18 protein-coding genes are annotated in these 22,865 nt (G+C 62.4%); 12 read left to right on the forward strand and 6 right to left on the reverse strand.

The features are described 5' to 3' along the window. Positions 1–54: 54 nt before the first annotated feature. Together greB and EV664_RS01325 are read right to left on the reverse strand one after the other, a co-directional pair. The gene (gene greB / locus EV664_RS01320; RefSeq protein ID WP_133493884.1) at positions 55–540 is read right to left on the reverse strand and encodes a transcription elongation factor GreB; all 486 of its coding nucleotides are present in this window, start codon (positions 538–540) and stop codon (positions 55–57) included. 49 nt (positions 541–589) lie between these two features. Next, on the reverse strand, positions 590–2,593 hold the full coding sequence (locus tag EV664_RS01325) for a transglycosylase SLT domain-containing protein (protein ID WP_133494205.1): 2,004 nt from the start codon (positions 2,591–2,593) through the stop codon (positions 590–592). A 74-nt stretch (positions 2,594–2,667) separates the two neighbouring features. Here EV664_RS01325 and dapA point away from each other — a divergent pair, with 74 nt between their 5' ends. The 9 genes from dapA to EV664_RS01370 all read left to right on the forward strand — a co-directional run bounded on the left by dapA (position 2,668) and on the right by EV664_RS01370 (position 12,562). Next, positions 2,668–3,546, forward strand: a complete 879-nt coding sequence (dapA, locus tag EV664_RS01330) for a 4-hydroxy-tetrahydrodipicolinate synthase (protein WP_133493885.1) — start codon at positions 2,668–2,670, stop codon at positions 3,544–3,546. 75 nt (positions 3,547–3,621) lie between these two features. After that, entirely contained in the window at positions 3,622–4,104 is a 483-nt protein-coding gene (gene smpB, locus EV664_RS01335) for an SsrA-binding protein SmpB (RefSeq protein ID WP_133493886.1), read from the forward strand. After that, the gene (locus EV664_RS01340; RefSeq protein WP_308423507.1) at positions 4,070–4,651 is read left to right on the forward strand and encodes a DUF2062 domain-containing protein; all 582 of its coding nucleotides are present in this window, start codon (positions 4,070–4,072) and stop codon (positions 4,649–4,651) included. Before smpB ends, EV664_RS01340 begins: the two co-directional genes overlap by 35 nt. Before the next feature lie 91 nt (positions 4,652–4,742). Further along, positions 4,743–6,836, forward strand: a complete 2,094-nt coding sequence (locus EV664_RS01345) for a M13 family metallopeptidase (RefSeq protein ID WP_133493888.1) — start codon at positions 4,743–4,745, stop codon at positions 6,834–6,836. Between the two features lie 72 nt (positions 6,837–6,908). Then, positions 6,909–9,296, forward strand: a complete 2,388-nt coding sequence (locus EV664_RS01350; protein ID WP_133493889.1) for a hybrid sensor histidine kinase/response regulator — start codon at positions 6,909–6,911, stop codon at positions 9,294–9,296. Between the two features lie 37 nt (positions 9,297–9,333). Continuing rightward, positions 9,334–9,687: a response regulator gene (locus EV664_RS01355; protein ID WP_133493890.1), complete on the forward strand. Its 354-nt coding sequence runs from the start codon at positions 9,334–9,336 to the stop codon at positions 9,685–9,687. A 170-nt stretch (positions 9,688–9,857) separates the two neighbouring features. Next, positions 9,858–10,928, forward strand: coding sequence for a recombinase RecA (recA, locus tag EV664_RS01360; RefSeq protein WP_133493891.1), 1,071 nt, complete (start codon positions 9,858–9,860; stop codon positions 10,926–10,928). Positions 10,929–11,008: 80 nt separating this feature from the next. Then, a complete protein-coding gene (locus EV664_RS01365) occupies positions 11,009–11,833 on the forward strand; it encodes a class I SAM-dependent methyltransferase (RefSeq protein WP_133493892.1) in 825 nt (274 codons plus the stop codon). A gap of 105 nt (positions 11,834–11,938) precedes the next feature. Beyond that, complete coding sequence (locus EV664_RS01370) at positions 11,939–12,562, forward strand: glutathione S-transferase family protein (RefSeq protein WP_133493893.1); 624 nt, start codon at positions 11,939–11,941, stop codon at positions 12,560–12,562. Positions 12,563–12,711: 149 nt separating this feature from the next. On the opposite strand, the gene EV664_RS01375 is transcribed toward EV664_RS01370, so the two are convergent. After that, complete coding sequence (locus tag EV664_RS01375; protein WP_133493894.1) at positions 12,712–14,022, reverse strand: dicarboxylate/amino acid:cation symporter; 1,311 nt, start codon at positions 14,020–14,022, stop codon at positions 12,712–12,714. A 99-nt stretch (positions 14,023–14,121) separates the two neighbouring features. Here EV664_RS01375 and EV664_RS01380 point away from each other — a divergent pair, with 99 nt between their 5' ends. The 3 genes from EV664_RS01380 (at position 14,122) to alaS (ending at position 18,788) form a co-directional block, all read left to right on the forward strand. Continuing rightward, positions 14,122–15,387 (forward strand): M24 family metallopeptidase, encoded by a 1,266-nt coding sequence (locus tag EV664_RS01380; protein ID WP_133493895.1) that lies wholly within the window; start codon positions 14,122–14,124, stop codon positions 15,385–15,387. A 2-nt stretch (positions 15,388–15,389) separates the two neighbouring features. Next, a complete protein-coding gene (locus tag EV664_RS01385; protein ID WP_133493896.1) occupies positions 15,390–16,061 on the forward strand; it encodes a phytanoyl-CoA dioxygenase family protein in 672 nt (223 codons plus the stop codon). A gap of 72 nt (positions 16,062–16,133) precedes the next feature. Further along, positions 16,134–18,788 (forward strand): alanine--tRNA ligase, encoded by a 2,655-nt coding sequence (gene alaS, locus EV664_RS01390; RefSeq protein ID WP_133493897.1) that lies wholly within the window; start codon positions 16,134–16,136, stop codon positions 18,786–18,788. A 100-nt stretch (positions 18,789–18,888) separates the two neighbouring features. Here the strand turns inward: alaS and EV664_RS01395 are convergent, their stop codons facing one another. The 3 genes from EV664_RS01395 to EV664_RS01405 form a co-directional block, all read right to left on the reverse strand. Beyond that, positions 18,889–20,676 (reverse strand): cation:proton antiporter domain-containing protein, encoded by a 1,788-nt coding sequence (locus EV664_RS01395; protein WP_133493898.1) that lies wholly within the window; start codon positions 20,674–20,676, stop codon positions 18,889–18,891. A 138-nt stretch (positions 20,677–20,814) separates the two neighbouring features. After that, positions 20,815–22,041 carry an NADP-dependent isocitrate dehydrogenase gene (locus EV664_RS01400; protein ID WP_133493899.1) on the reverse strand — a complete coding sequence of 409 codons (1,227 nt, stop codon included), beginning with the start codon at positions 22,039–22,041 and terminating at the stop codon, positions 20,815–20,817. Positions 22,042–22,125: 84 nt separating this feature from the next. Beyond that, positions 22,126–22,845, reverse strand: a complete 720-nt coding sequence (locus EV664_RS01405; RefSeq protein WP_162848749.1) for an energy transducer TonB — start codon at positions 22,843–22,845, stop codon at positions 22,126–22,128. Between the last annotated feature and the right edge of the window lie 20 nt (positions 22,846–22,865).

Genomic DNA, 22,865 nt, shown 5'->3' on the forward strand with positions numbered 1-22,865 from the left:
GTGCGCGAAGAGGCGCCCGTCGCGATGCGCGAACGGGTCGGCGCGGGGAGGGGCTCAGGCGCCGGGATAGGTGATTGCGATCACCTCATATTCCTTGTCGCCGGCGGGAAGCGATACGCGGCGCAGGTCGCCGGTCGAGGCACCGCGCAGCGCGCGGGCGATAGGCGAATTCCAGCCGACCAGTCCCTTGCCCGCATCCGCTTCGTCATCGCCGACCAGCGTCAGTGCGCGGTGATGATCGTCTTCATCGGCGATGGTGACGGTCGCGCCGAAAAAGATGCGATCTCGGTCCGGCTGCTGTTTCGGATCGACAATTTTGGCCGCTTTCATTCGCCGCGACAGCCAGCCGAGCCGCCGGTCAATCTCGCGCAATTTCTTGCGGCCATAGATATAGTCGCCATTTTCCGAACGATCGCCATTGCCCGCAGCCCAGGAAATGATCTCGACCAGCTTCGGGCGTTCCTCGGCGAAGAGCGCGTCATATTCGGCCTTTAGCGCAGCATAGCCGGCAGGCGTGATGTAATTGGGGCGGGGATTCATCGCTGCCATCATATTGGAGAAGAGCAAAATACAAGCAACGGGCTGACCCTCAGCCCGGCTTGTTCTTTCCCAGATACCAGGACAGATTGGCCGGGCCCTTCGACACTTTGTGCTGTTGGTTCATGAGGTCATACACGACCGCGTTTTCCAGCACGCGCTGAACATAATTCTTGGTCTCATAGATCGGGATATCCTCGACCCATTTGAGAATATCGACGCCGGGCAGGCGCGGGTCGCCATTCGCGCGAATCCATTTGTTCACATTGCCGGGCCCGGCATTATAGGCGGCGACGGCAAGCGGATAGCAGCCGTCATAATAGCTCAGCATCCGCTGGAAATAGCTCGACCCCAGCTGGATATTATATTGCGGATCGCCGGTCAGCGAATCTGAACTATAGGCAAGTCCGATCTTGCCCGCCGCCTCGCGCGCCGTAGCGGGCATCAGCTGCATCAGACCGCGCGCGCCCGCATGGCTGATCGCAGCCGTATTGAACTGGCTTTCCTGCCGCGCGATCGCATGGATCATCGTCCAGCTGCCTTCATAGCCCGGCGGGACGGGCACTGAGGGATAGCCGAGCGCGGTATAATCGGTAAGCCCGTTCAGCCGCGCGCTGCGGCCGACCATCACACCCAGATCAGGCCTTGCGATTGCGCGCGAGAATTCGAACGCAAGTGCATGATCGGTATCGCTTTTTGCATCCGCCGCGATCTGGCGGACGAATGCTGTCTGATCGGCCCAGTCGCCCTGTGCGCCGAGCAGCCGGGCGGCGCGAACGACTTCGCTGCCGTAAAATGCCTGTCGCACCGCCGGATCGATCTGCTGCGGTCCGTCGCCCGAGGGGCGGCGCAGCGGTTCGCCGAGGCGTTCCATGGCGAGCTGGCCGTAATACAGGTCGGGAAAACCGGTGGCTTCGCGGTAATATGCCTTCGCCTTGACCTGATCGCCGGCCTTTTCGGCGGCGCGGCCCGCCCAGTACAGGCCCTTGGATTGGGTCTGCGGCGTGCGCGAGCCGCGGGCGTAGCGGATGAACATTCCTTCCGCATCCTGCGGCCGGTTCAGCTTGTAAAAAGCAGTCGTTCCGGCAAGCCAGACAAGGCTGGTATAATCGTCGCGCTCGCCCAGCGATTTGGTGCTGACATCGGTCGCGATCGGATAGGCATCGTCGACCTGGCTCGCAATGTCGTACGCGGTTTTATACTGGCCGTCATTTTCCGCCGCCCGCGCATTGGTGAGCAGTACTTCATACCATTCTTCCGGATCGCCGGGAAGACGCGAAAGCTGGTGCGGCTGCGCCAGATATTGGCGGACGACGGGGCTTTGGCCGCCATTGCGCAGCCAAGTGGCGCGGTCGGCGATAAAGCCCGCATCCTGCCGCGCTGCACCGGTTACGGCTCCGTCGAGCTGCCCCGCATCGGCGGCATCGGTGCGAAAGGCGAGGCGCGCGGCGAATTCTGCGCGGCGCGCGGGCGATATGCGGGGAAGTTGACGCCGCGCTGCAGTGGTCGCGCCCTGCCAGAGCAGCGCATCCATGCGCGCATCGTCATCCTCCGGCCGAAGCGATCCGGCAAAGGGACCGAGAATTCGCGCTTCGTCGTCCTGGCGCATCACGCCCGAACGCCAGGCGTCGCGCGCCTGATCGGCCGCAGCCTGAGGCTGGCCGGTCGCCATCAGCGCTTCGGCATAGCGGACCCGTCCGGTCGAACTGAGCGGCGGGAATTTTCGGAAGAACTGTACCGCAAGCGCGGGGGAATAGCCCTTGTCCATCGCGCCTTCGGCGGCGACGCGGCGGCTCTTTTCGCCGGGCCAGCCGGGATGGGCGAGCAGGAACGAGGCATATTCGCTGAACGAATAGCCGTCCGATTGCTGCAATCGCTTCCATTGCAAGATGGTCGCGTCGAGTGCGGCGTCGCTCGCCGAACTTTGCGTCGGGGCCATCCAGCCCGAGACGGTTGAACGCAGATTGGCGATACCCGGCTGAAACGCGCCCGAAGATGCCCCAAGGCCGGATACGCCCGCAAGCAAGAATATGTTCTTGAACATCGTGGCTACCATGCTGGACATGATACGGAATACCCTACTATCTGCCACCCCGAAATTACATGCTTGCAGGCAACAGGTTAAAAAACATGTTCTCCGGATCGATTCCCGCGCTCGCAACGCCGTTTCGCAACGGCATGGTCGATGAAGATGCTTTTCGCGCCTTTGTCGACTGGCAGATCGATCAGGGTTCCGCCGCGCTGGTGCCCTGCGGCACCACCGGCGAAGCGGCCACCATGCCGAAAGACGAGCATTTCCGCGTCGTTCGGCTATGCGTCGAACAGGCGGCGGCCAGGGTTCCGGTGATCGCGGGGGCAGGATCGAACGATACGCGCGTTGCTTGCGAGAATATCCGCGCGGCAAAGGAGGCTGGTGCTGATGCGGTGCTGATGGTGCCGCCTTATTATAACCGGCCCGGTCAGGAAGGGATTTTCCGCCATTTCGAAGCGGTGGTCGAAAGCTGCGACCTGCCGATCGTGCTGTACAATGTGCCGGGCCGGACCGTGACGGATATCGAAGTTGCGACCATGGGGCGGCTCGCCAATGCCTTTCCTTCGATCGTCGCCGTGAAGGACGCGACCGGCATTTTGTCGCGCGTATCGGCGCAGCGCGCCGCGTGCGGACCGGATTTCTGTCAGCTTTCGGGCAATGACGAAACTGCGATCGGTTTCATGGCGACCGGCGGCAAGGGATGCGTGTCGGTGACGGCCAATGTCGCGCCGCGGCTGTGCGCCGAATTTCAGGCTGCGTGCGCGGCGGGCGATTACAGCCTCGCGCTCGATTATCAGGACCGGCTGTTCGCGCTGCACCTCGCCATGTTCGCCGATGCATCGCCCGGCCCGGTCAAATATGCGATTTCGCGCGTGCGGCCCGATTTTCCCACCGAGCTTCGCCTGCCGATGGTCGAGCCGAATGACGCGGCGAAGCGGGTCGTCGATGCCGCGCTGGAGGCAGCCGGGCTGATCTGAGCGCGCTCCGGCGACGAGGAGAATCGCGCAAGGGCGCTTTCTTTTCGGATACAGCCGCCCTACATGGCGCGTCCCATGGCACGTCCGCGCAACCAGACTTTCGATAAGAAGAAGCCCGTCGCCGAGAACCGGCGCGCCCGTTTCGATTATGCCATCGAGCATGTGTACGAAGCGGGAATCGCGCTTACCGGGACCGAAGTGAAGAGCCTGCGCTTCGGTGAGGGGTCGATCGCGGAGAGCTATGCCGAGGTGAAGGACGAGCAGGTCTGGCTCGTCAATTCGAACATTCCGGAATTTTCGCACGGAAACCGCTTCAATCACGAACCGAAGCGCCCGCGTAAATTGCTGCTTCATCATCGCGAGATACAAAAACTGCATGGTGCGGTGGCGCGGGAAGGCATGACGCTTGTTCCCCTGTCTATATATTTCAACGGGCGGGGCAGAGCGAAGGTCGAACTCGCGCTCGCAAAGGGCAAGAAGGCGCATGACAAGCGCGAGGCGATCAAGGAGCGGGACTGGAAGCGTGAACAACAAAGGCTGCTGCGCGACAGAGGATGAGGAACGGGCACCTGCCCGGACCGGCCTCCTTGGCTGGCTGCGCGGACAGATGCCGACGCGGGCCGCGATGGCGCGCAACAAATGGCTTCGTCCTGTCGCGCATCGCGTGCTCCACCCTGCGCTTTGGCGATTCACCCGCCGTTCGGTGCCGCGCGGCGTGGCGCTGGGCATGCTTACCGGTTTCCTGACGCCGGTGGCGCAGATCCCGCTTTCCGCGCTGCTCGCGTTTCCGATCCGTGCGAATATCCCGGCGGCCGCGCTTACCACCTTCGTCACCAATCCGCTGACGATGCCGCCGATCTGGCTTGCGGCGTACTGGACCGGAAAATGGGTGCTGAGCATCGATGCAAACGTGCCGGGGGCGCCGATCGCATCGAATGCCAATCTAAGCTGGTTTCAGTGGCTTCTCGCCGATGCGGGGCCTGCAACGGTCGTCGGGCTGGTGCTGTTCGCGCTGTCGGGCGCAATATTGGGCTATGCTGTCAGCGCACTGGGATGGCGGCTGTGGATCGCACGGAAATGGAAACGGCGTCGACGTAAGAGCTGAGCTGCCAATGTTCTTGATTTGACGGATGCGCCTCGCTGCGCAATACAAGGTTACCGTTTCATTGGTAACCATCTGTCACGAAAGAGAGTTCATGCGGATCTCGCTTCTAGCCTCTACCCTGCTTGCCGGTTCGGCGCTGCTCGCATCCTGCGCCCCGACCGATGGTGCCGGGCCGCGCACCGCCGCCGACACTGCTGCGACCAGAGACAAGCTGGCCGTGTCCGAAACCAGCGCGCCGGATTCGAGCAAACCCCAAATCGGCACGTTCGGTTTCGATGAAGCTGGCATGGAAAAGAGCATTCTGCCGGGCAATGATTTCTACGATTATGCCAATGGTACCTGGCAGAAGAACACCACGATTCCCGCTGACAAGTCCAATTACGGGCTGTTCACTGCGCTGAACGATCTGTCGCAGGAGCGTACGCGCAAGATTTTGGACGAAGCAAAGACCGACCCGAATTCGAAGATCGGAACGGCCTATGCCGCCTATCTCGATCAGGATGCGATCAACGCGAGGGGTCTGGCACCGATCACGCCCTGGCTGAACACCATCAAGGCGCTGAATTCGAAGGCGGGCTATCCCGAATTGCTGGCCGAAGCCAATCGCAACGGCGTGTCAGGCCCGTTTGCGCCCTATATCGGCCAGGACAGCAAGAATCCGGATTTTTACGCCGCCAATCTCTATCAGTCGGGCCTCGGCATGCCCGATCGCGATTATTATCTGTCGGACGAAGCGAAATCGGTCGATACCCGCGCCGCTTATGTCGCACATCTCGCCAAGATGCTTGCGCTTGCCGGCGAGAGCGATGCCGAGGCGCGCGCCAAGGCGGTGATGGATCTGGAAACGAAGATTGCGAAAGCGCACTGGACGCGGGTCGAAAGCCGCGACGCCAACAAAACCTATAACAAGATGACGCTCGCCGAACTGCAGAGCAGGGCGCCCGGTTTCGATTTCTCTGCATTCTTCCGCGGCATCGGTGCAAACACCGATACGGTGATCGTCGATCAGCCCAGCGCGATCGAGGGCGAAGCGAAGGTTATCTCCGATACGCCGCTTCAGGCACTGAAGGACCAGTTGCTGATCCGGTCGCTTGAAGGATTTTCGGACGTTCTGCCCAAGGCGTTCGACGATGAGAATTTCGCATTTTACGGCACGCGCCTTTCGGGGACGCCCGAACAGGAAGCGCGCTGGAAGCGGGGCGTTGATTTCACATCGAACATCCTCGCCGACAATGTCAGCAAAATCTATGTCGCGCGCTATTTCCCGCCCGAAGCGAAGGCGGCTGCCGACCAGATGGTGAAAAATATCATCGCCGCGATGGGACGTCGGATCGACGCGCTCGACTGGATGGCCCCCGAAACGAAGAAAAAAGCGCATGAAAAGCTGGCGGCTTTCACCCCGCGTATCGGCTATCCCAGCAAATGGCGCGATTATTCGGCGCTGCAGATCAAATCGGGCGACGCGTTCGGCAACGAACTGCGCGCCAACCAATGGGCGCATAATTACGAGCTGAACAAGCTCGGCAAGCGTATTTACGACTGGGAGTGGGGCATGACCCCGATGACGGTCAACGCCTATGCCAATCCGGGCCGGGTCGAGATCGTATTCCCCGCCGCGATCCTGCAGCCTCCGTTCTTTGATCCCAATGCCGACGCAGCGGTCAATTACGGCGGTATCGGCGCGGTCATCGGTCATGAGCTCAGCCATCATTTCGACGATCAGGGATCAAAATATAACGCCGAGGGCCGGCTCGCTGACTGGTGGACGCCCGCCGATCACAAGGCGTTCGATGCCCGCACCAATGCGCTGGTCGAGGAATATAACAAATATGAACCGCTGCCCGGCAAGTTCGTCAACGGCAAGCTGACGCTGGGCGAGAATATCGCCGATCTCGCAGGTCTGACGGTTTCGCACGACGCCTATATTCATTCGCTGAACGGCAAGGCACCCCCGGTGATCGACGGCTATACCGCCGATCAGCGCTTCTATCTGGGCTGGGCGCAGGTATGGCGGCGCAAGGTTCGCGATGCAGAGGCGGAGCGTCGCCTGCTCACCGATCCGCATTCGCCTTCGCCCGCGCGGGTGTCGGTGGTTCGCAACCTCGACCCCTGGTACAAAGCGTTCAACGTGAAGGCCGGCGAGAAGCTGTATCTTGCTCCCGACGCACGGGTTCGCATCTGGTAAGCGGGCGGCGGCAGGCCTTTCTGCCGCTATCTGCTTGACCGGCGGCGGGAGCGGGCACATCAAGAGGTTGATATGGCTACGCTTCCCGCCCCGGCAACCACACTCGGTTCCGCTGCCTTTGCCTATGCGGTAACGCTTGCCTGCGGGCTGATTTCGGCACTCGTGATGTTTGCGATTGTCGGCAACGCCTTTGTTGCGGCGGGTTTCGGCGGCGCTGCATTCGTGATCGCGGTTGCGCTTTACGGCTGGAGCAGGCGCGAGGTCACACAGCCAAAAGCCGAAACCACCGTCGATTATGCGCTTGCCAATATGCTGGCCGAAACGAGCGCTGATGCGATCGCAGTCACTGACCGGGCCGGGCGCCTGGTTTGCGCCAACAGCGCCTATGCGCAGATGTTCGACGGCTATCCGACCCCGCCCGCGTTGCCGCTTAATGAGGATAATGCCGATCTGCGGATGGCGGACCGTATCGCCTGGCGCGACGGTAACACCCGGCTGACTATCGCGGCGAAAGAAGGCAGCGAGGTCGAGGCTCAGGTCGAGCGTGCCGGCGCGGACATGCTGCTCTGGCGGTTCGGTGTCGGCGGGGCGAACGAGCTTGGCTGGGACGTCGAGCGCACGATTTCCGGGGAAAACGGCGACCGGCTGGGTAGCGCCGGGATCATGATTGTCAGCCTGTCGTCCGATGGCAGGATTCGCGCGGCCAACCGGGTGTTTTGCGCGCGCGCGCTGGGCCGCGCGGATATGGCGGTCGAGGGCCGGGATTTTGCCCGGTTGCTCATCACCGACGCGCAGGGGCTGATCCGGTTCGAGCGTGAGGGCGGCGAGGGGACGCCGCTGCGCGTGCTGCAAATCCCGCTGGTCGAAGGCAATGGCGCGCCGATGCTGATCGCGCTGCTTGACGAGGAAGAGCCGGGAACGCCGGCGCAGGCGATGCATGCCACGGCGAATATCCACTCGCTCGTTTCCCTGATGCCCGTCGGCATGGCGCTGGTCGATCGCAGCGGCCGGTTTCTCCATCGCAACGAGGCGTTCAACCGCGCCACTGACGTGAACCCGGCCAACCCACCGCTATATCCCGGCGATCTGGTCGTGCGCGAAGATAAGGGCGCGCTCGCCGATCTGATCCGACGCTTTGTGAACGGGGCAGCCCGTTCGGCCGATATCGCTATCCGGCTGAAAAGCAGGGGCGAGGAGGCGGTTCAGATATCGGTCGCCGCCGCGCGCGGTATGGGCGAGGCGGCGGTGCTGCTGACGCTGAAGGATTCGCGCGAGGAGACGCGGCTGAAGCGGCAGGTGGCGCAGGCGACCAAGATGCAGGCAGTGGGACAGCTTGCCGGCGGGGTTGCGCATGATTTCAACAATATTCTGACCGCGATCCTGGGACATTGCGACCTGATGTTGATGCGTCATTCGCCGGGCGACAGCGATTATGACGATATCCAGCAGATTCGTGCCAATTCGAACCGCGCTGCGAGCCTGACGCGCCAGCTTCTCGCCTTTTCGCGCCAGCAGACGCTGCGCCCGCAAGTGCTGCAACTGCCCGATGTCATTTCGGAGGTATCGAACCTCCTCAAACGTCTGCTGGGGGAGACGGTGCAGCTCGTCGTTCAGCACGGGCGTAATCTGGGGCCGGTGCGCGCCGATCCGGGGCAGCTGGAACAGGTGATCGTCAACCTCGCAGTCAATGCCCGCGATGCCATGCTGGCGAGAAATCCGAGCGGAGGCGGCATGCTGACCATCCGCACTCAGGCGATCAGCCAGGCGGATGTGCGGGCGATGAACGACGACGTCCTGCCGGTCGCTGATTATTCCGGACTGTTCGTGTCGGATACCGGCACCGGCATTCCGCAGGACGTGCTCGGCAAGATATTCGAGCCGTTTTTCACTACCAAGGAGGTCGGCAAAGGCACCGGGCTGGGGCTTTCGACCGTATATGGGATCATCAAGCAATCGGGCGGATTCATCTTCGCCGATTCGGTGGAGGGGGAGGGGACCACCTTCGCCATCTATCTGCCCGTCCATTATGCCCGGGCGGGCGAGCGCACCCCGACTCCGCCGGTGCTGCAAAAACCCAAGCCGAGCGATTTATGGGGCAGCGGCACGATCCTGCTGGTCGAGGATGAGGATATGGTGCGCTCCGTCGCGCAGCGGGCACTGGCGCGGCAGGGCTATACCGTGCTGGCGGCCGAAAATGGCGAGGCGGCGCTCGAACTGATCCGCGAACTGCCCGATCTCGACCTGCTGGTATCGGATGTGGTGATGCCATTGATGGACGGACCGACCATGGCGCGGCATATTCGTGAGGCCTATCCCGACCTGCCGATCCTGTTCATGTCCGGCTATGCCGAGGAGCAATTGCGCAATTCGATCGACCTCGACAATGTCGCGTTTCTGCCGAAGCCGTTTTCGGTTCAGCAGCTTGCCGAAGCGGCGCGCGAGGTCCTCGTAGCGAAATAGCTTGGCGCGGATGCGGCTTTATGCTTGGAAACAAAGCATGACCGAACCGCACAAGATATTGATCGTAGAGGACGAACCGCTGATTGCCATGATGCTCGAGGATTTTCTCGACATGCTGGGCAAACAACCGGCGGGCAGCGCCGATACGGTCGCCGCAGCGCTGGAACAATTATCGGCAGGCGATTTCGATGCCGCGATACTCGACGTGCATCTGCGCGGCGGGGAAAAGGCATGGCCCGTGGCAGCGGCGCTCGCCGAGCGTAACATTCCGTTCGTGCTCGCCACCGGCGGATCGGGCGAGATGATCGATCCGGCGTTTCGCGACCGGCCGGTGCTTGCCAAACCGTTCACCATGGACGGGGTGGAGGCCGCGCTCGCCCGGCTGGGCTGAGGGCTTTTTTGAAAACATCGCGATCGTACCGGCGTCAAAAGGTTGGCGCCGGGCGTCGGCGGCTGCAGAAATAATATCCGTTCCACTCTTGTTCTTACGGAACAAATGCGATACATGATCAAACGAAGACGTTGAACGCATATCGCACATGCTCTAGCGACAGGTGGCACATGGCAGCATCACTCAAGGTAGTCGACGACAAGATGGCAGCAAATACGGACCGTCAAAAGGCGCTCGACGCAGCGCTGGCCCAGATCGACCGCGCGTTCGGCAAGGGCAGCGCGATGAAGCTGGGCAGCCGCGAGGCGATGGAGATTGAGGCGATTTCCACGGGTAGCCTCGGCCTCGATATCGCGCTGGGCATCGGCGGCCTGCCGCGCGGGCGCGTGATCGAAGTCTATGGCCCGGAAAGCTCGGGCAAGACGACGCTGGCGCTGCATGTCATCGCCGAAGCGCAGAAAGCGGGCGGGACCGCGGCATTCGTCGATGCCGAACATGCGCTCGATCCGGTTTATGCCAAGAAGCTGGGCGTCGATATCGACGAGCTGATCGTGTCGCAGCCCGATACCGGCGAACAGGCGCTGGAAATCACCGATACGCTGGTCCGATCGAATGCGATCGACGTGCTGGTGGTCGATTCGGTTGCCGCGCTGGTGCCGCGTGCCGAGATCGAAGGCGAGATGGGTGACAGCCATGTCGGGCTTCAGGCACGGTTGATGTCGCAGAGCCTGCGCAAGCTGACCGGATCGATCAGCCGGTCGCGCTGCATGGTGATCTTTATCAACCAGCTGCGCATGAAGATCGGCGTGATGTACGGCAATCCGGAAACGACGACCGGCGGCAATGCGCTGAAATTTTATGCCTCGGTTCGCCTTGATATCCGCCGTACGGGCCAGATCAAGGATCGCGAGGATATTATCGGCAATTCGACCCGCGTGAAGGTGGTGAAAAACAAGGTTTCGCCGCCGTTCAAACAGGTCGAATTCGACATCATGTATGGCGAAGGCATTTCGAAGATCGGCGAAATTCTCGATCTCGGCGTCAAGGCCGGAATCGTTGAAAAAGCGGGCTCCTGGTTCAGCTATGACAGTGTCCGCATCGGTCAGGGCCGCGAAAATGCGAAGAACTTCCTGAAGGAAAATCCGGAAATGTGCGACAAGCTGGAGCGCGCGATCCGGGGCAAGGAAGACAAGGTCGCCGAGGAAATGATGACCGGTCCCGACCCGGATGAGGCCGAGTAAGGATTGCGTCGTTGCAAGGAACCTAACATTGGGGAATCGCCGGAGACCGGCGGTTCCCTTTTTTGCGAAAGGGGCTGACGATGCTGACGCGCAAGGCAAATGACTGGTCGGACAAGGTCGGGGCGGTCTGGGCTGAGCAATGGCGTCGAACTGATCGGGCCTTTGGCAGCCTTTCGCAAAAGTTGAACACAGCGATCGCAGATGCCGCGCCGCAAGGCGGATTTCGCGCGTTCGATATCGGTTGCGGAGCGGGAGCGACCAGCTTTGCGCTGGCTGAGGCCAGACCCGAGGCGGAGATTATCGGTGTCGATCTGTCGCCCGATCTATTGTCGGTCGCGGCAGAGCGATCGCGCCATGCTGCCATTCGCTTTGTCGAGGGCGATGCGGGAGAGGTCGCCTGTCGAGAGGCCCCGATCGACCTGTTCGTCTCACGCCATGGGGTGATGTTCTTTTCCGACCCGGTTGCAACCTTTGCCCGATTTGCCGACGCCTCGATGCCCGACGCGGCCATGGTGTTCAGCTGCTTTGCCGAGATCGCCGCGAATCCCTGGGTGGAAATCGCGACCGATGGCGTTGCGCCGCCGCCCTTTGGCTCGCCCGGTCCCTTCGCCTTTGCCGATCCTGACTATGTCGGTGATATGCTCGCCCAAGCGGGATGGCGCGGTGAGGCCGAGCGGTACGATTTTGACTATATTGTCGGCGAGGGGGATAAGCCGGTCGAGGATGCCATGGCGTTTCTCACCCGGATCGGGCCAGCCGCCGCGATGTTGCGCGATGCTGACGGAGCGCAGCATATGGCCCTGCTGACCCGTATGCGCGATATATTGTCGCGAAACGCGGAACCGGGACGGATCGCGTTTCCGGCCTCGGCCTGGATCTGGCGAGCGCGGCGTGATGCGGCATAGGAGCAAAGGGGGCATTTAGCTTCACAAGGGGCATTCAGTCCTGCATCGTTCGATCGGTTCGCTCGTTCATCGCCAAACCCTCGACTGCATCATGGAGGTCCGTTCATGACGATCATCGTCCACCATCTCGAAAATTCCCGCTCGCAGCGAGTCCTCTGGCTGCTGGAAGAGCTGGGGCTTCCGTATGAGGTGAAGCGCTATGAGCGGAACCGCAAGACGATGCTCGCGCCGCCCGAGCTGAAGCGCGTGCATCCGCTCGGAAAATCGCCGGTGATCGAGGATGACGCTATGGTGATTGCCGAAACCGGGCCGATCGTCGAATATCTGGTCGAGAAGGCGGACGGTAAATTCGGGCCGCTGGGTCACCGCGAGTCGGTGCTGCGCTGGCGCTATTTCCTCCATTATGCCGAAGGATCGGCGATGCCGCCTTTATTGCTGAAGCTGGTGCTGGGGCGAGTGCCGCTATTCGGCAAAAAAGCACAGAAACGCATCCAGCCGATGATCGATGTGCATCTCGACTTTATCGAGAGCGAACTGGCGAGCCGCCCATGGTTCGCTGGCGACGACATTACCGCAGCCGATGTGATGATGAGCTTTCCGCTGGAGGCGGCGCGCAGCCGCGGCGGGCTGGGCGGTCGCCCGGCGATCACGGCATGGCTCGACAAAATCCATGCCCGCCCCGCCTATCGGGCTGCGCTCGAAAAGGGCGGGGACTATGCCTATGCCTGACCGCAAGGTGCGGTGAGCGAAGCGCAGTTGCCCCGGTTGAGCGAAACCGAATGTACCTGCGCCATTCGGTTCAGCCCTGTCGGCGAAATCGGTATCGCACGAACGTTCCCGGCAAAAGATATTCCGGCAGAGCCTGTATCGCCCAGCCCCTATCCCTGATCGCGGTGCTGAACCAGCCCGTGGCTTGGCGCATGGGCCGGTTCGATTTCGGGTGCCGCTTCGGGATCGAGATCGCCCTCCCAGCGGGCGATGACGCTTGCGGCGACCGCGTTGCCGATCACGTTTGTCGCGGTACGCCCCATGTCGAGGAAATGATCGACCGCGAGGATCAGCAATATGCCCGCTTCGGGAATGTTGAACATGGTCAGCGTCGCGGCAATGACCACCAGACTGGCGCGCGGCACCCCTGCAATGCCCTTTGACGTCACCATCAGGACGAGGAGCATCGTGATCTGCTGCCCCAGCGACAGATCGATGCCATAGGCCTGAGCGATGAAGAGCGACGCGAACGTCATATACATCATCGACCCGTCGAGATTGAAAGAATAGCCGAGCGGCAGCACGAAGCTGGCGATGCGCGGCGGTACACCGAAACGCTCCAGCGCCTCCAGCAGGCGGGGATAGGCCGCCTCCGACGAAGCTGTCGAGAAACCGAGAAGCAGCGGTTCGCGGATAAAACGGAACAGATGCCGCGTCCGCTTGCCGATGAACAGGAAGCCAAGCCCGAACAGCGCGCACCACAGCACGAACAGCCCGATATAGACCGACATCATGAAGTACGCGAGATTGCCGATCACGCCCGGCCCGCGCTCGGCCAGCGCGCCCGCCACCGCGGCGAACACCGCGATGGGCGCGAAGCGCATCACATAATCGGTGATCTGCAGCATCACCTTCACCAGCGAATCGATCGCGCGCACCAGCGGGCGCGCCTCTTCGCCAACCGCCGTGATCGCGACGCCGACAAAGACCGAGAAGACGACGATCTGCAGAATCTCGTTGGTCGCCATCGCTTCGATCATCGAAGCGGGGAAGATGTGGGTGAAGAAGTTGTTGAGGTTGAACGCTGCCTTGTCGACACCGGACGCTGCATCGGCCGCGGGAATGGTGAGGTTGAGCGCGCTTCCCGGCTGAAGGATATGGACGAGGATAAGCCCGATCGTCAGCGACATCAGGCTGGCGCAGATGAACCAGCCGAGCGAGCGAAGCCCGATGCGGCCCAGTGCGCCGCTATCGCCCATATGCGCGATTCCCGCGACCAGCGTCGAAAAGACGAGCGGCGCGATGATCATCTTGATCAGCCGCAGGAAAATCGTCGTCAGGATCGAGAAATAGCCAGCAATCTCCTTCAACTGCGCGGCGGACGCGGCACTGCCGTCGTCGATCGCGGCATTGAGCCCCCAGCCGACGAGCAGCCCGAGCACCAGCCCGAGCAGAATGAACATGGTCAGCCGTTTGGCCATTTAGGCGCCCCCTGAAAATCCGGAAGCGCGCAAGGAACGGGATTGCGCTCGCCGGGTCAAGCGGCGCATGACGCTTGTTTGAAAATAAGAGGTTTTTTAATGACGCACGGGCAAGCGATCGGACGGCGCGAAATACTGGCATTGGGAGCGATCGCGCCATTTGCGCTGCGGTCCTCGGTGCTGCGCGCGGCAGAGCCGGACCTGTCGGCGCTTCAGGATATTACCGGCGATGCGCAGCCTATCGGGGCGCAAGAGCGCGCGGGGCGGATCGAGCGGGCGCAGGCGCTGATGCGTGCCAACGGGATCGGCGCGGTGCTGATCGAAGCGGGAAGCTCGCTCACGTATTTCACCGGGATTAAATGGTGGCGCAGCGAAAGGCTGACCGCTGCCGTGCTGCCGGTCGAGGGTGAGGCGATGGTGGTGACACCGTTTTTCGAAGAACCTTCGGTGCGCGAATCGCTTGGGATTCCGGCCGATGTTCGGGTGTGGCAGGAGGATGAGGACCCGCTGAAGCTGATCGCAGGCTTCCTGAAAGAACGCCGCCTTGCCGATAAGCCGGTCGGTATTGAGGAGACGGTTCGCTATTTCGCGGTCGACGGACTTCGCCATGCCCTGCCTGATGTACGTATCGTTTCGGCCAGTCCGGTGGTGCGCGCGGTGCGGATGCGCAAAACGCCTGCCGAAATCGCGCTGATGCAGGTGGCGACCGATGTGACGATCGCCGCCTATCGCTGGACCTATGACCGGGTAGAGACGGGGATGAGTGCGAGCGACGTTTCCGCGCTGATGAGCGCGGCGACGCGCAAGCTGGGCGGCGATGTCGAATTTTCTATGGTGTTGCTCAACGAGGCGTCGGCCTATCCGCATGGGTCGAAACAGCCGCAAAAGGTGGCGAAGAGCGGGGTGGTGCTGATGGATTGCGGCTGTGCGGTGCATGGCTATCAGTCCGATGTGTCGCGGACCTGGGTTCACGGCCCCCCTTCGACCGCGCAGCGCACCGTGTGGGATCAGGTTCGCCGGGGCCAGCGCGTGGCGTTCACCGCGGCGCGGCTCGGCGTGCCGGCGGGGAGCGTCGACGATGCGGTGCGCGGCTATTATGAAGCGCTCGGCTATGGTCCGCGCTACAAGCTGCCGGGACTGTCGCATCGCACCGGGCACGGCATCGGCATGGACGGACACGAGCCGGTCAATCTGGTTCATGGCGAGGAGGAGCCGCTGGACGTCGGCATGTGCTTTTCGGACGAACCGGGGATTTACCTTCCCGGCAAGTTTGGCGTGCGGCTCGAGGATTGTTTCCACATGACCGAATCGGGCCCGCGCTATTTCAGCGAGCCGCCGCGCAGCATCGATGCGCCGATGGGGTGAATATGCAGGCCGGCGAGATTCTTGCCCGAGACGGAGCGGTGTTGCTGAGCAGGTTGTTTTCGCCGGCTGCGGCCGATTCGCTCGCAAACCTGTTTCCTTCTGCACAAGATAACCGGCCGGGTAAGCGGTTAAGCGTGTCCGATATCGCCCGACGCGATCCGCTCCGGCATCTTACCGAAGAAGTGCGCTCGCTCGCTGATGCGCCGATGCGACCGGTTCGGGCGATCGCGTTCGATAAGACGGCTTCGTCCAACTGGACGGTCGGCTGGCATCAGGATCGGACGATCGAGGTGAAGCAGCGTCTGGATACGCCCGGCTATGGACCATGGACGGTGAAACAGGGACGGACCCATGTATCGCCTCCGTTTGCGGTAAGTGAGGCCATGCTCACGGTGCGGGTCCATATCGATCGGGTGGACAGCGGGAATGCACCGCTTCTGATCGCGCCCGGCTCTCACCGGCGGGGGCTGGTCGCCGAACCCGATATTGCGGCGGCTGTACAGTCCTGCGGGCATCGCGAATGTCATGCGGAGGCTGGCGATGTCTGGGTGTATGCCACGCCGATCCTTCATGCATCGGGCAAGGTGCTGGGTACGGGCCGTCGCCGCGTGTTGCAGATCGACTATGCCGTCATCGATTTGCCGAACGGGCTGGAATGGGCGGCGGATGACTGAAGCGCGGTTACGATCACCCTGATCGACGCGTTTTGCTTGAGCATCGGCGATTGCGCGCTTAAGTCGTAGTTCATGATCTCGACCAACGATATTCGCCGTTCGTTCCTCGATTATTTCGCCGGACATGGCCATGAAAAAGTACCCAGCGCGCCGCTGGTGCCGCATAACGACCCGACGCTGATGTTCGTCAATGCGGGGATGGTGCCGTTCAAGAACGTCTTTACCGGCGTTGAGAAGCGGCCATATTCGACCGCGACGAGCGCGCAGAAATGTGTGCGGGCGGGCGGCAAGCACAATGATCTCGACAATGTCGGCTATACCGCGCGGCACCACACATTTTTCGAAATGCTCGGCAATTTCTCGTTCGGCGATTATTTCAAGGATCGCGCGATCGAATTGTCGTGGAATCTGCTGACGAAGGAATGGGGGATCGATCCCGACCGCCTGCTCGTCACCATCTATCATGACGATGATCAGGCCGCGGAAATCTGGAAGCGGGTTGCCGGACTGCCCGACGAGCGGATCATCCGCATCGCGACGAGCGACAATTTCTGGTCGATGGGCGATGACGGGCCGTGCGGTCCGTGCTCCGAAATCTTCTACGACCATGGCGAGCATATTCCGGGCGGCCCGCCGGGAAGCCCCGATGAAGATGGCGACCGGTTCATCGAGATCTGGAACCTCGTCTTCATGCAATATGTGCAGGAGGGCGGGAAGATCGTCGGCGACTTGCCCAAGCCGTCGATCGATACCGGCATGGGACTGGAGCGGGTCGCGGCGCTGCTTCAGGGCAAGCATGACAATTACGACACCGACACGTTTCGCGCGCTGATCGAGGAATCGGCGGCGCTGACCGGGGTTGCGGCGGATGGCGATTTCAAGGCGAGCCACCGGGTGATCGCCGACCATTTGCGCTCGAGCGGCTTTCTGGTCGCCGATGGCGTGCTTCCTGCCAATGAAGGGCGCGGCTATGTGCTGCGCCGGATCATGCGTCGCGCGATGCGCCATGCGCATCTGCTGGGCGCGAAACAGCCGCTGATGCACCGGCTGGTGCCCGCACTGGTGGCGGAGATGGGGGGCGCCTATCCCGATCTGGTGCGCGCGCAGTCGCTGATCGAAGCGACGCTGCTGCAGGAGGAAACGCGCTTCCGCCAGACGCTCGACAAGGGGCTGAAGCTGCTCGACGAAGCGACCGCGGATATGGGCGAGGGCGATACGCTGCCTGGTGCCACGGCGTTCAAACTCTATGACACCTATGGCTTTCCCTATGACCTGACCGAAGATGCGCTGCGCTCGCAGGGGCTGAAGGTCGATCGCGCCGGGTTCGATGAAGCCATGGCCGAACAGAAGCGCGCCGCGCGCGCCGCGTGGAGAGGTTCGGGCGACAAGGCGTCGGACGAACTATGGTTCGACCTGGCCGACGAACTGGGTGGCACCGAATTTACCGGCTATACCTCGACCGAGGGCGAGGGGCAGGTCGTTGCGCTGGTCACAGACGGCGCGCGGGTCGACCGGCTGAGCGCCGGGGAGAGCGGCGTGATCCTGACCAACCAGACGCCTTTCTATGGGGAAAGCGGCGGTCAGATGGGCGATGCCGGGCGCATCACCGGCGATGCGGGCCTGAGCGCGATCGTCGAGGATACGGCCAAGCCTTTGGGACGGCTGCACGCGCATCATGCGCGGGTCGAGGCGGGCGCGATCGCAGTTGGCGATACGGTCCATCTCGCTGTCGATGCCGAACGCCGTGACCAGATTCGCGCCAACCATTCGGCGACGCATCTGCTGCATGCGGCGCTGCGTGAGCGGCTCGGCGGGCATGTGACGCAAAAGGGCAGTCTGGTTGCAGCGGATCGTTTCCGCTTCGACTTTTCGCATCCTAATGCACTTAGCCCTGAGGAAATCGCCTGGGTCGAACAGGATGTGAACGCGCAGATCCGCCACAATGAAGAAGTGACGACGCGCCTGATGACGCCGGACGACGCAATTGCGGCGGGGGCGATGGCGCTGTTCGGGGAGAAATATGGCGATGAGGTGCGCGTGCTTTCGATGGGCAAGGCGACCGACAAGCATTTCTCGGTCGAACTGTGCGGCGGCACGCATGTCCGCGCGCTGGGCGATATCGGCATCTTCAAGATCGTCAGCGAAAGCGCGGTGTCGAGCGGCGTTCGCCGGATCGAAGCGCTGACCGGCGAGGCTGCGCGCCAGTGGCTGACGCAGCGCGAGGACCGGCTGCGCGAGACGGCAGCCGCGCTAAAAGCAACGCCCGAAGAGGTGCCGCACCGGGTCGCGGCGCTGATCGAGGAACGGCGCAGGCTGGAGCGCGAACTGGCCGAGGCGAAAAAGGCGCTGGCGCTGGGGGGCGGCGGTTCGGGCCAGGCCGCAGGGCCGGAGGAAATCGCCGGCGTCAATTTCATCGGTCAGGTGGTCGAGGGGCTTGAGCCCAAAGCGCTGCGCGGCGCGGTGGACGATGCCAAATCGCGTGTCGGGTCGGGCGTGGCGGCGATCGTCGCGGTGAATGACGGGCGCGCTTCGGTTGCGGTCGGCGTGACCGATGACCGGACCGACAGCTATAATGCCGTGACGCTGGTGCAGGCGGCTGTAGCGGCGCTGGGCGGCAAAGGCGGCGGCGGTCGCCCCGATATGGCGCAGGGCGGCGGGCCCGACGGCGACAAGGGCGAGGCGGCGCTGACCGCGATCCGCGAGGCGCTGGCGAAGGTTACGGCCTGACTGGCAGAAAGACATCCGGCGCGTCACCTGATGACGTGCCGGATTTCTTTTTATATCAAGTATTTAACTGATGCTGCTCAAAAATAATTGAACAACCCCGTCACGCAGCGCTCGGGTCTGCATCGTCCGCCCGCGTTCGGCGCAGGCGGGGTTCGCGGTCCATCTCGGCGGCATCCTTGATCGCCTTGCGCATCCCGTCGCGCTTCTCGTGAATCGAGGCGATGACCGGCCCGACCGCAACGCCCAGATCGACCAGCACCGCCTCAGACAATTGCAGCGAGCTTTCGAGCGTTTCGGGAACCGCATCGGTGGCGCCCGCCCGGTACAGCTCGGCGGCATGGTTCCAGTCGCGCGCGCGCGCGATGATCGGCAGATTGGGCACCCATCCGCGCACCCGGCGCGTCAGGCGGACGGTAAGTACCGGTTCGTCCATGGTGAGGATCAGCGCATCGGCACGCCCCAGATTGAGCCGGTCGACGAGTTCGGGGCGAACCACATCGCCGAAAATGACCGGATAGCCCGCGCGCCGTCCTTCATTCACCGTGTCAATATCGGCCTCTACCGCAATGAATTTCTTGTCATGCACTTTCAGCATATCGGCGACCGTCCGCCCGACGCGGCCGAACCCGATGATCACCGTGCCCGGCCCTTCGGCATCGACATCGGCTTCGGGAGGAAGCTCGCCCGACACGAATTCGATCCGCCGGGCGATCAGCGATCCCGCTTTGGCGAGCAATGGCGTAATGGTGAGGCCGATTGCGGTCACAGTCGTCCAGAAGGCGGCAGTCGAAGGCAGGATCAGCCCCGCTGCTCCGGCCGCGCCGAGCACGATCAGCGTGGTTTCCGACGGGCTCGCCATCATGACGCCGGTCTCCGCCGCAGTCCCCATCCGCGCGCCGGCGATCCGCACCAGCGCCGTCGTGACAGTCGCCTTGACCAGCATCACGCCCATAATCGCGAGCAGCAGCATCTGCCAGTTGGCGGCGACCAGCCGAAGATCGAGCTGCATCCCCACGGTGATCAGGAACACGCCCAGCGCCAGCCCCTTGAACGGGGCGGTCATCACTTCGACCTCGCTATGATATTCGGTTTCGGCGATCAGCAGCCCGGCGAGCAGCGCGCCGACGATCGGCGACAGGCCCGCCGCCGATGTGGCGAGGCTCGCCACGATAACGATCAGCAGGCTTGCAGCAAGGAACAGTTCCGGGCTTTTGGTTCGCGCTGCCTGACCAAACATGCGCGGCAGAAGCAGGCGGCCGACGACGAACAATATCGCAACGGTAATACCGCCGCGTATCGCCACATCCATCAGATTTTGCCAGCCGTCCTGCGTCGCATTGGGAGCAAGCGCGCCGAGCATGAAGATGATGGGCACCAGCGCGACATCTTCGAACAATAGCATCGCGAAGGCAGCGCGGCCGGAAGCGCTTTGCGTTCCGGCGAGCGGGATGACGAGTGCCGTCGAGGACAGCGCCAGTGCGAAGCCAAGACCGATCGCGCCGCCCCATGCCTGACCGATCAGATGCAGCGCCAGCCCGAGGATCAGCCCCGAACCGATCAGTTCGGCCGCGCCGACGCCGAATACCAGCGTGCGCATCGCCCATAGCCGCTTGAGCGACAGCTCCAGCCCGATCGAGAAGAGCAGCAGGATGATGCCGAATTCGGCAAACGGCTCGATCCCGTGCGGATCGGAGATCGTGACATAATAGAGCCACGGATAATCCGGCACGAGCGCGCCGAGGCCCGCAGGACCGACCAGCAGCCCGACCAGAATGAAGCCGATAACGGGACTGATACGAAAGCGCGCGAAAGCCGGGATCACCAGCCCGGCCGCGCCGAGGATCACCAGCGCGTCGCTGAAACCGCCATGGGTAAGGTCGAATAGCATGTGCCGAGCTTAGACGTGCGTTCGCTGCCCTGTCATGCCTTTCCTGCTGCTTTTGCTGCTCACGAGGGGGAGGGCAAAAGAAAAAGGCCCCGATGCGCGAACATCGGGGCCTTTCCTCACCTCAGCGATAGCGAAGGATCAGGCGAGACCCTGCTTCTTCATCGCCGTTTCAAGGTTCACGCGGATCGCCTCAAAGAACTGCTCCGAGGTCATCCAGTCCTGATCGGGACCGATCAGGATCGCGAGATCCTTGGTCATCTGACCGCTTTCGACGGTTTCGATGCAGACCTTTTCGAGCAGCTCAGCGAACTGCGTGACTTCGGGCGTATTGTCGAACTTGCCGCGATAGATAAGGCCGCGCGTCCAGGCGAAGATCGACGCGATCGGGTTGGTCGAGGTCGCCTTGCCCTGCTGATGCTGGCGGAAATGGCGGGTAACGGTGCCGTGCGCCGCTTCGGCTTCGACCGTCTGGCCGTCCGGCGTCATCAGCACCGAGGTCATCAGGCCAAGGCTGCCGAACCCCTGTGCGACCTGATCCGACTGCACATCACCGTCATAGTTTTTGCAGGCCCAGACGAACTCGCCGTTCCATTTCAGCGCCGATGCGACCATGTCGTCGATCAGGCGGTGCTGATATTCGATGCCCGCTTCCTTGAACTTGGCTTCGAATTCGCTTTCGAACACTTCCTGGAACAGGTCCTTGAAACGGCCGTCATAGGCCTTCAGAATCGTGTTCTTGGTCGACAGATAGACCGGCCATTTGCGGTCGAGCCCGTAGTTCATCGACGCGCGGGCGAAATCGCGGATCGATTCGTCGAGATTGTACATGCCCATCGCGACGCCCGATGCGGGGAAGTCGAATACTTCCTCCTCGATCACCTGACCGTCCTCGCCCTGCCATTTCATGGTGAGCTTACCCGCGCCGGGGACCTTGAAATCGGTCGCTTTATACTGATCGCCGAAAGCGTGTCGGCCGACGACGATCGGGTGCGTCCAGCCGGGGATCAGGCGGGGAACGTTCTTGATGACGATCGGTTCGCGGAAAACCACGCCGCCCAGAATGTTGCGGATCGTGCCATTGGGCGACCGCCACATTTTCTTAAGGCCGAATTCCTCGACGCGCGCTTCGTCGGGCGTGATGGTGGCGCATTTCACGCCGACGCCATATTTTTTGATCGCCTCAGCCGACTGAACGGTGATCTGGTCGTCGGTCTCGTCGCGCTTGGTGACCGAAAGATCGTAATATTCCAGGTCGATATCGAGATAGGGCTTGATCAGCCGCTCGCGAATCCATTCCCAGATGATCCGGGTCATTTCGTCGCCGTCGATCTCAACGACGGGGGTTTTCACCTTGATCTTCGCCATAATCCCGATTTTCCTCAAATAAGTCGAAACCAATTGCCCGAGCGTCTAGGCAAGAGGGGGAGGCGGATCAAGCCACCAGCGCAATCAGGGGACGAACCACCAGCGTTGTTGCCAGCCGCGCGGATCGGTGACCTTATTGCCCGCCGCATCGAGCGCGGGACGAAAGCGGAAGCGTTTTTCGATCAGGCGGCACGTCGTGGCGTCGAGAGCGCTGTTGCCGCTGGAGCGCAGCACCGTGCAGTCATGGGCGCGCCCGTCCGTTCCCACAATATAGCGTACAATGACGCTTCCCTGCGCGTTGGCGCGGCTTGCGGCTTTGGGATAATCGGCGTTGGTGATTGTGCCGGCGATCCGTTCGCTGGGGCGCTCCAGACCCGATCCGGTGCCGTCGCCATCGCCGCCCCCGCCGCGCCCTTCACCCGAACCGGACGCGCCGTTGCCGTCGCCCTGATCCGCTGCACCGGAATGTTGCTCGCTGCCATCGATCGGGTGCGGCGCGGCGATCAGCGGGGAAGGTGCGGGGAGGCGAATGACGGGAGACGGAGCCACCACGGGTGTCGCGCGCGCTTTCTTTGCCGGAGGAGCTGCTGCTGCAGGGCGATCCCGACCGGAGGGCGCGCGAACGGGCTCAGGCGGGGGCGGCGGTGCAAGAGCGGGAGCGGTAAACAGCGCCAGCGCTCGTTGATCGCCATGTCTGACCAGCCTTATCGTCAGGCCGCTGAGCAACACCGCGCCAAGCGCGAAAATCGCCACCAGCGCTGCCAGCGCGGCACCGATCCGCCGGGGGAGGGAGACTGTTTGCATCGCGGCGTGCATCCTGTTGC

This window comes from Stakelama pacifica, assembly GCF_004361835.1.
Taxonomy (GTDB): domain Bacteria; phylum Pseudomonadota; class Alphaproteobacteria; order Sphingomonadales; family Sphingomonadaceae; genus Sphingomonas; species Sphingomonas pacifica.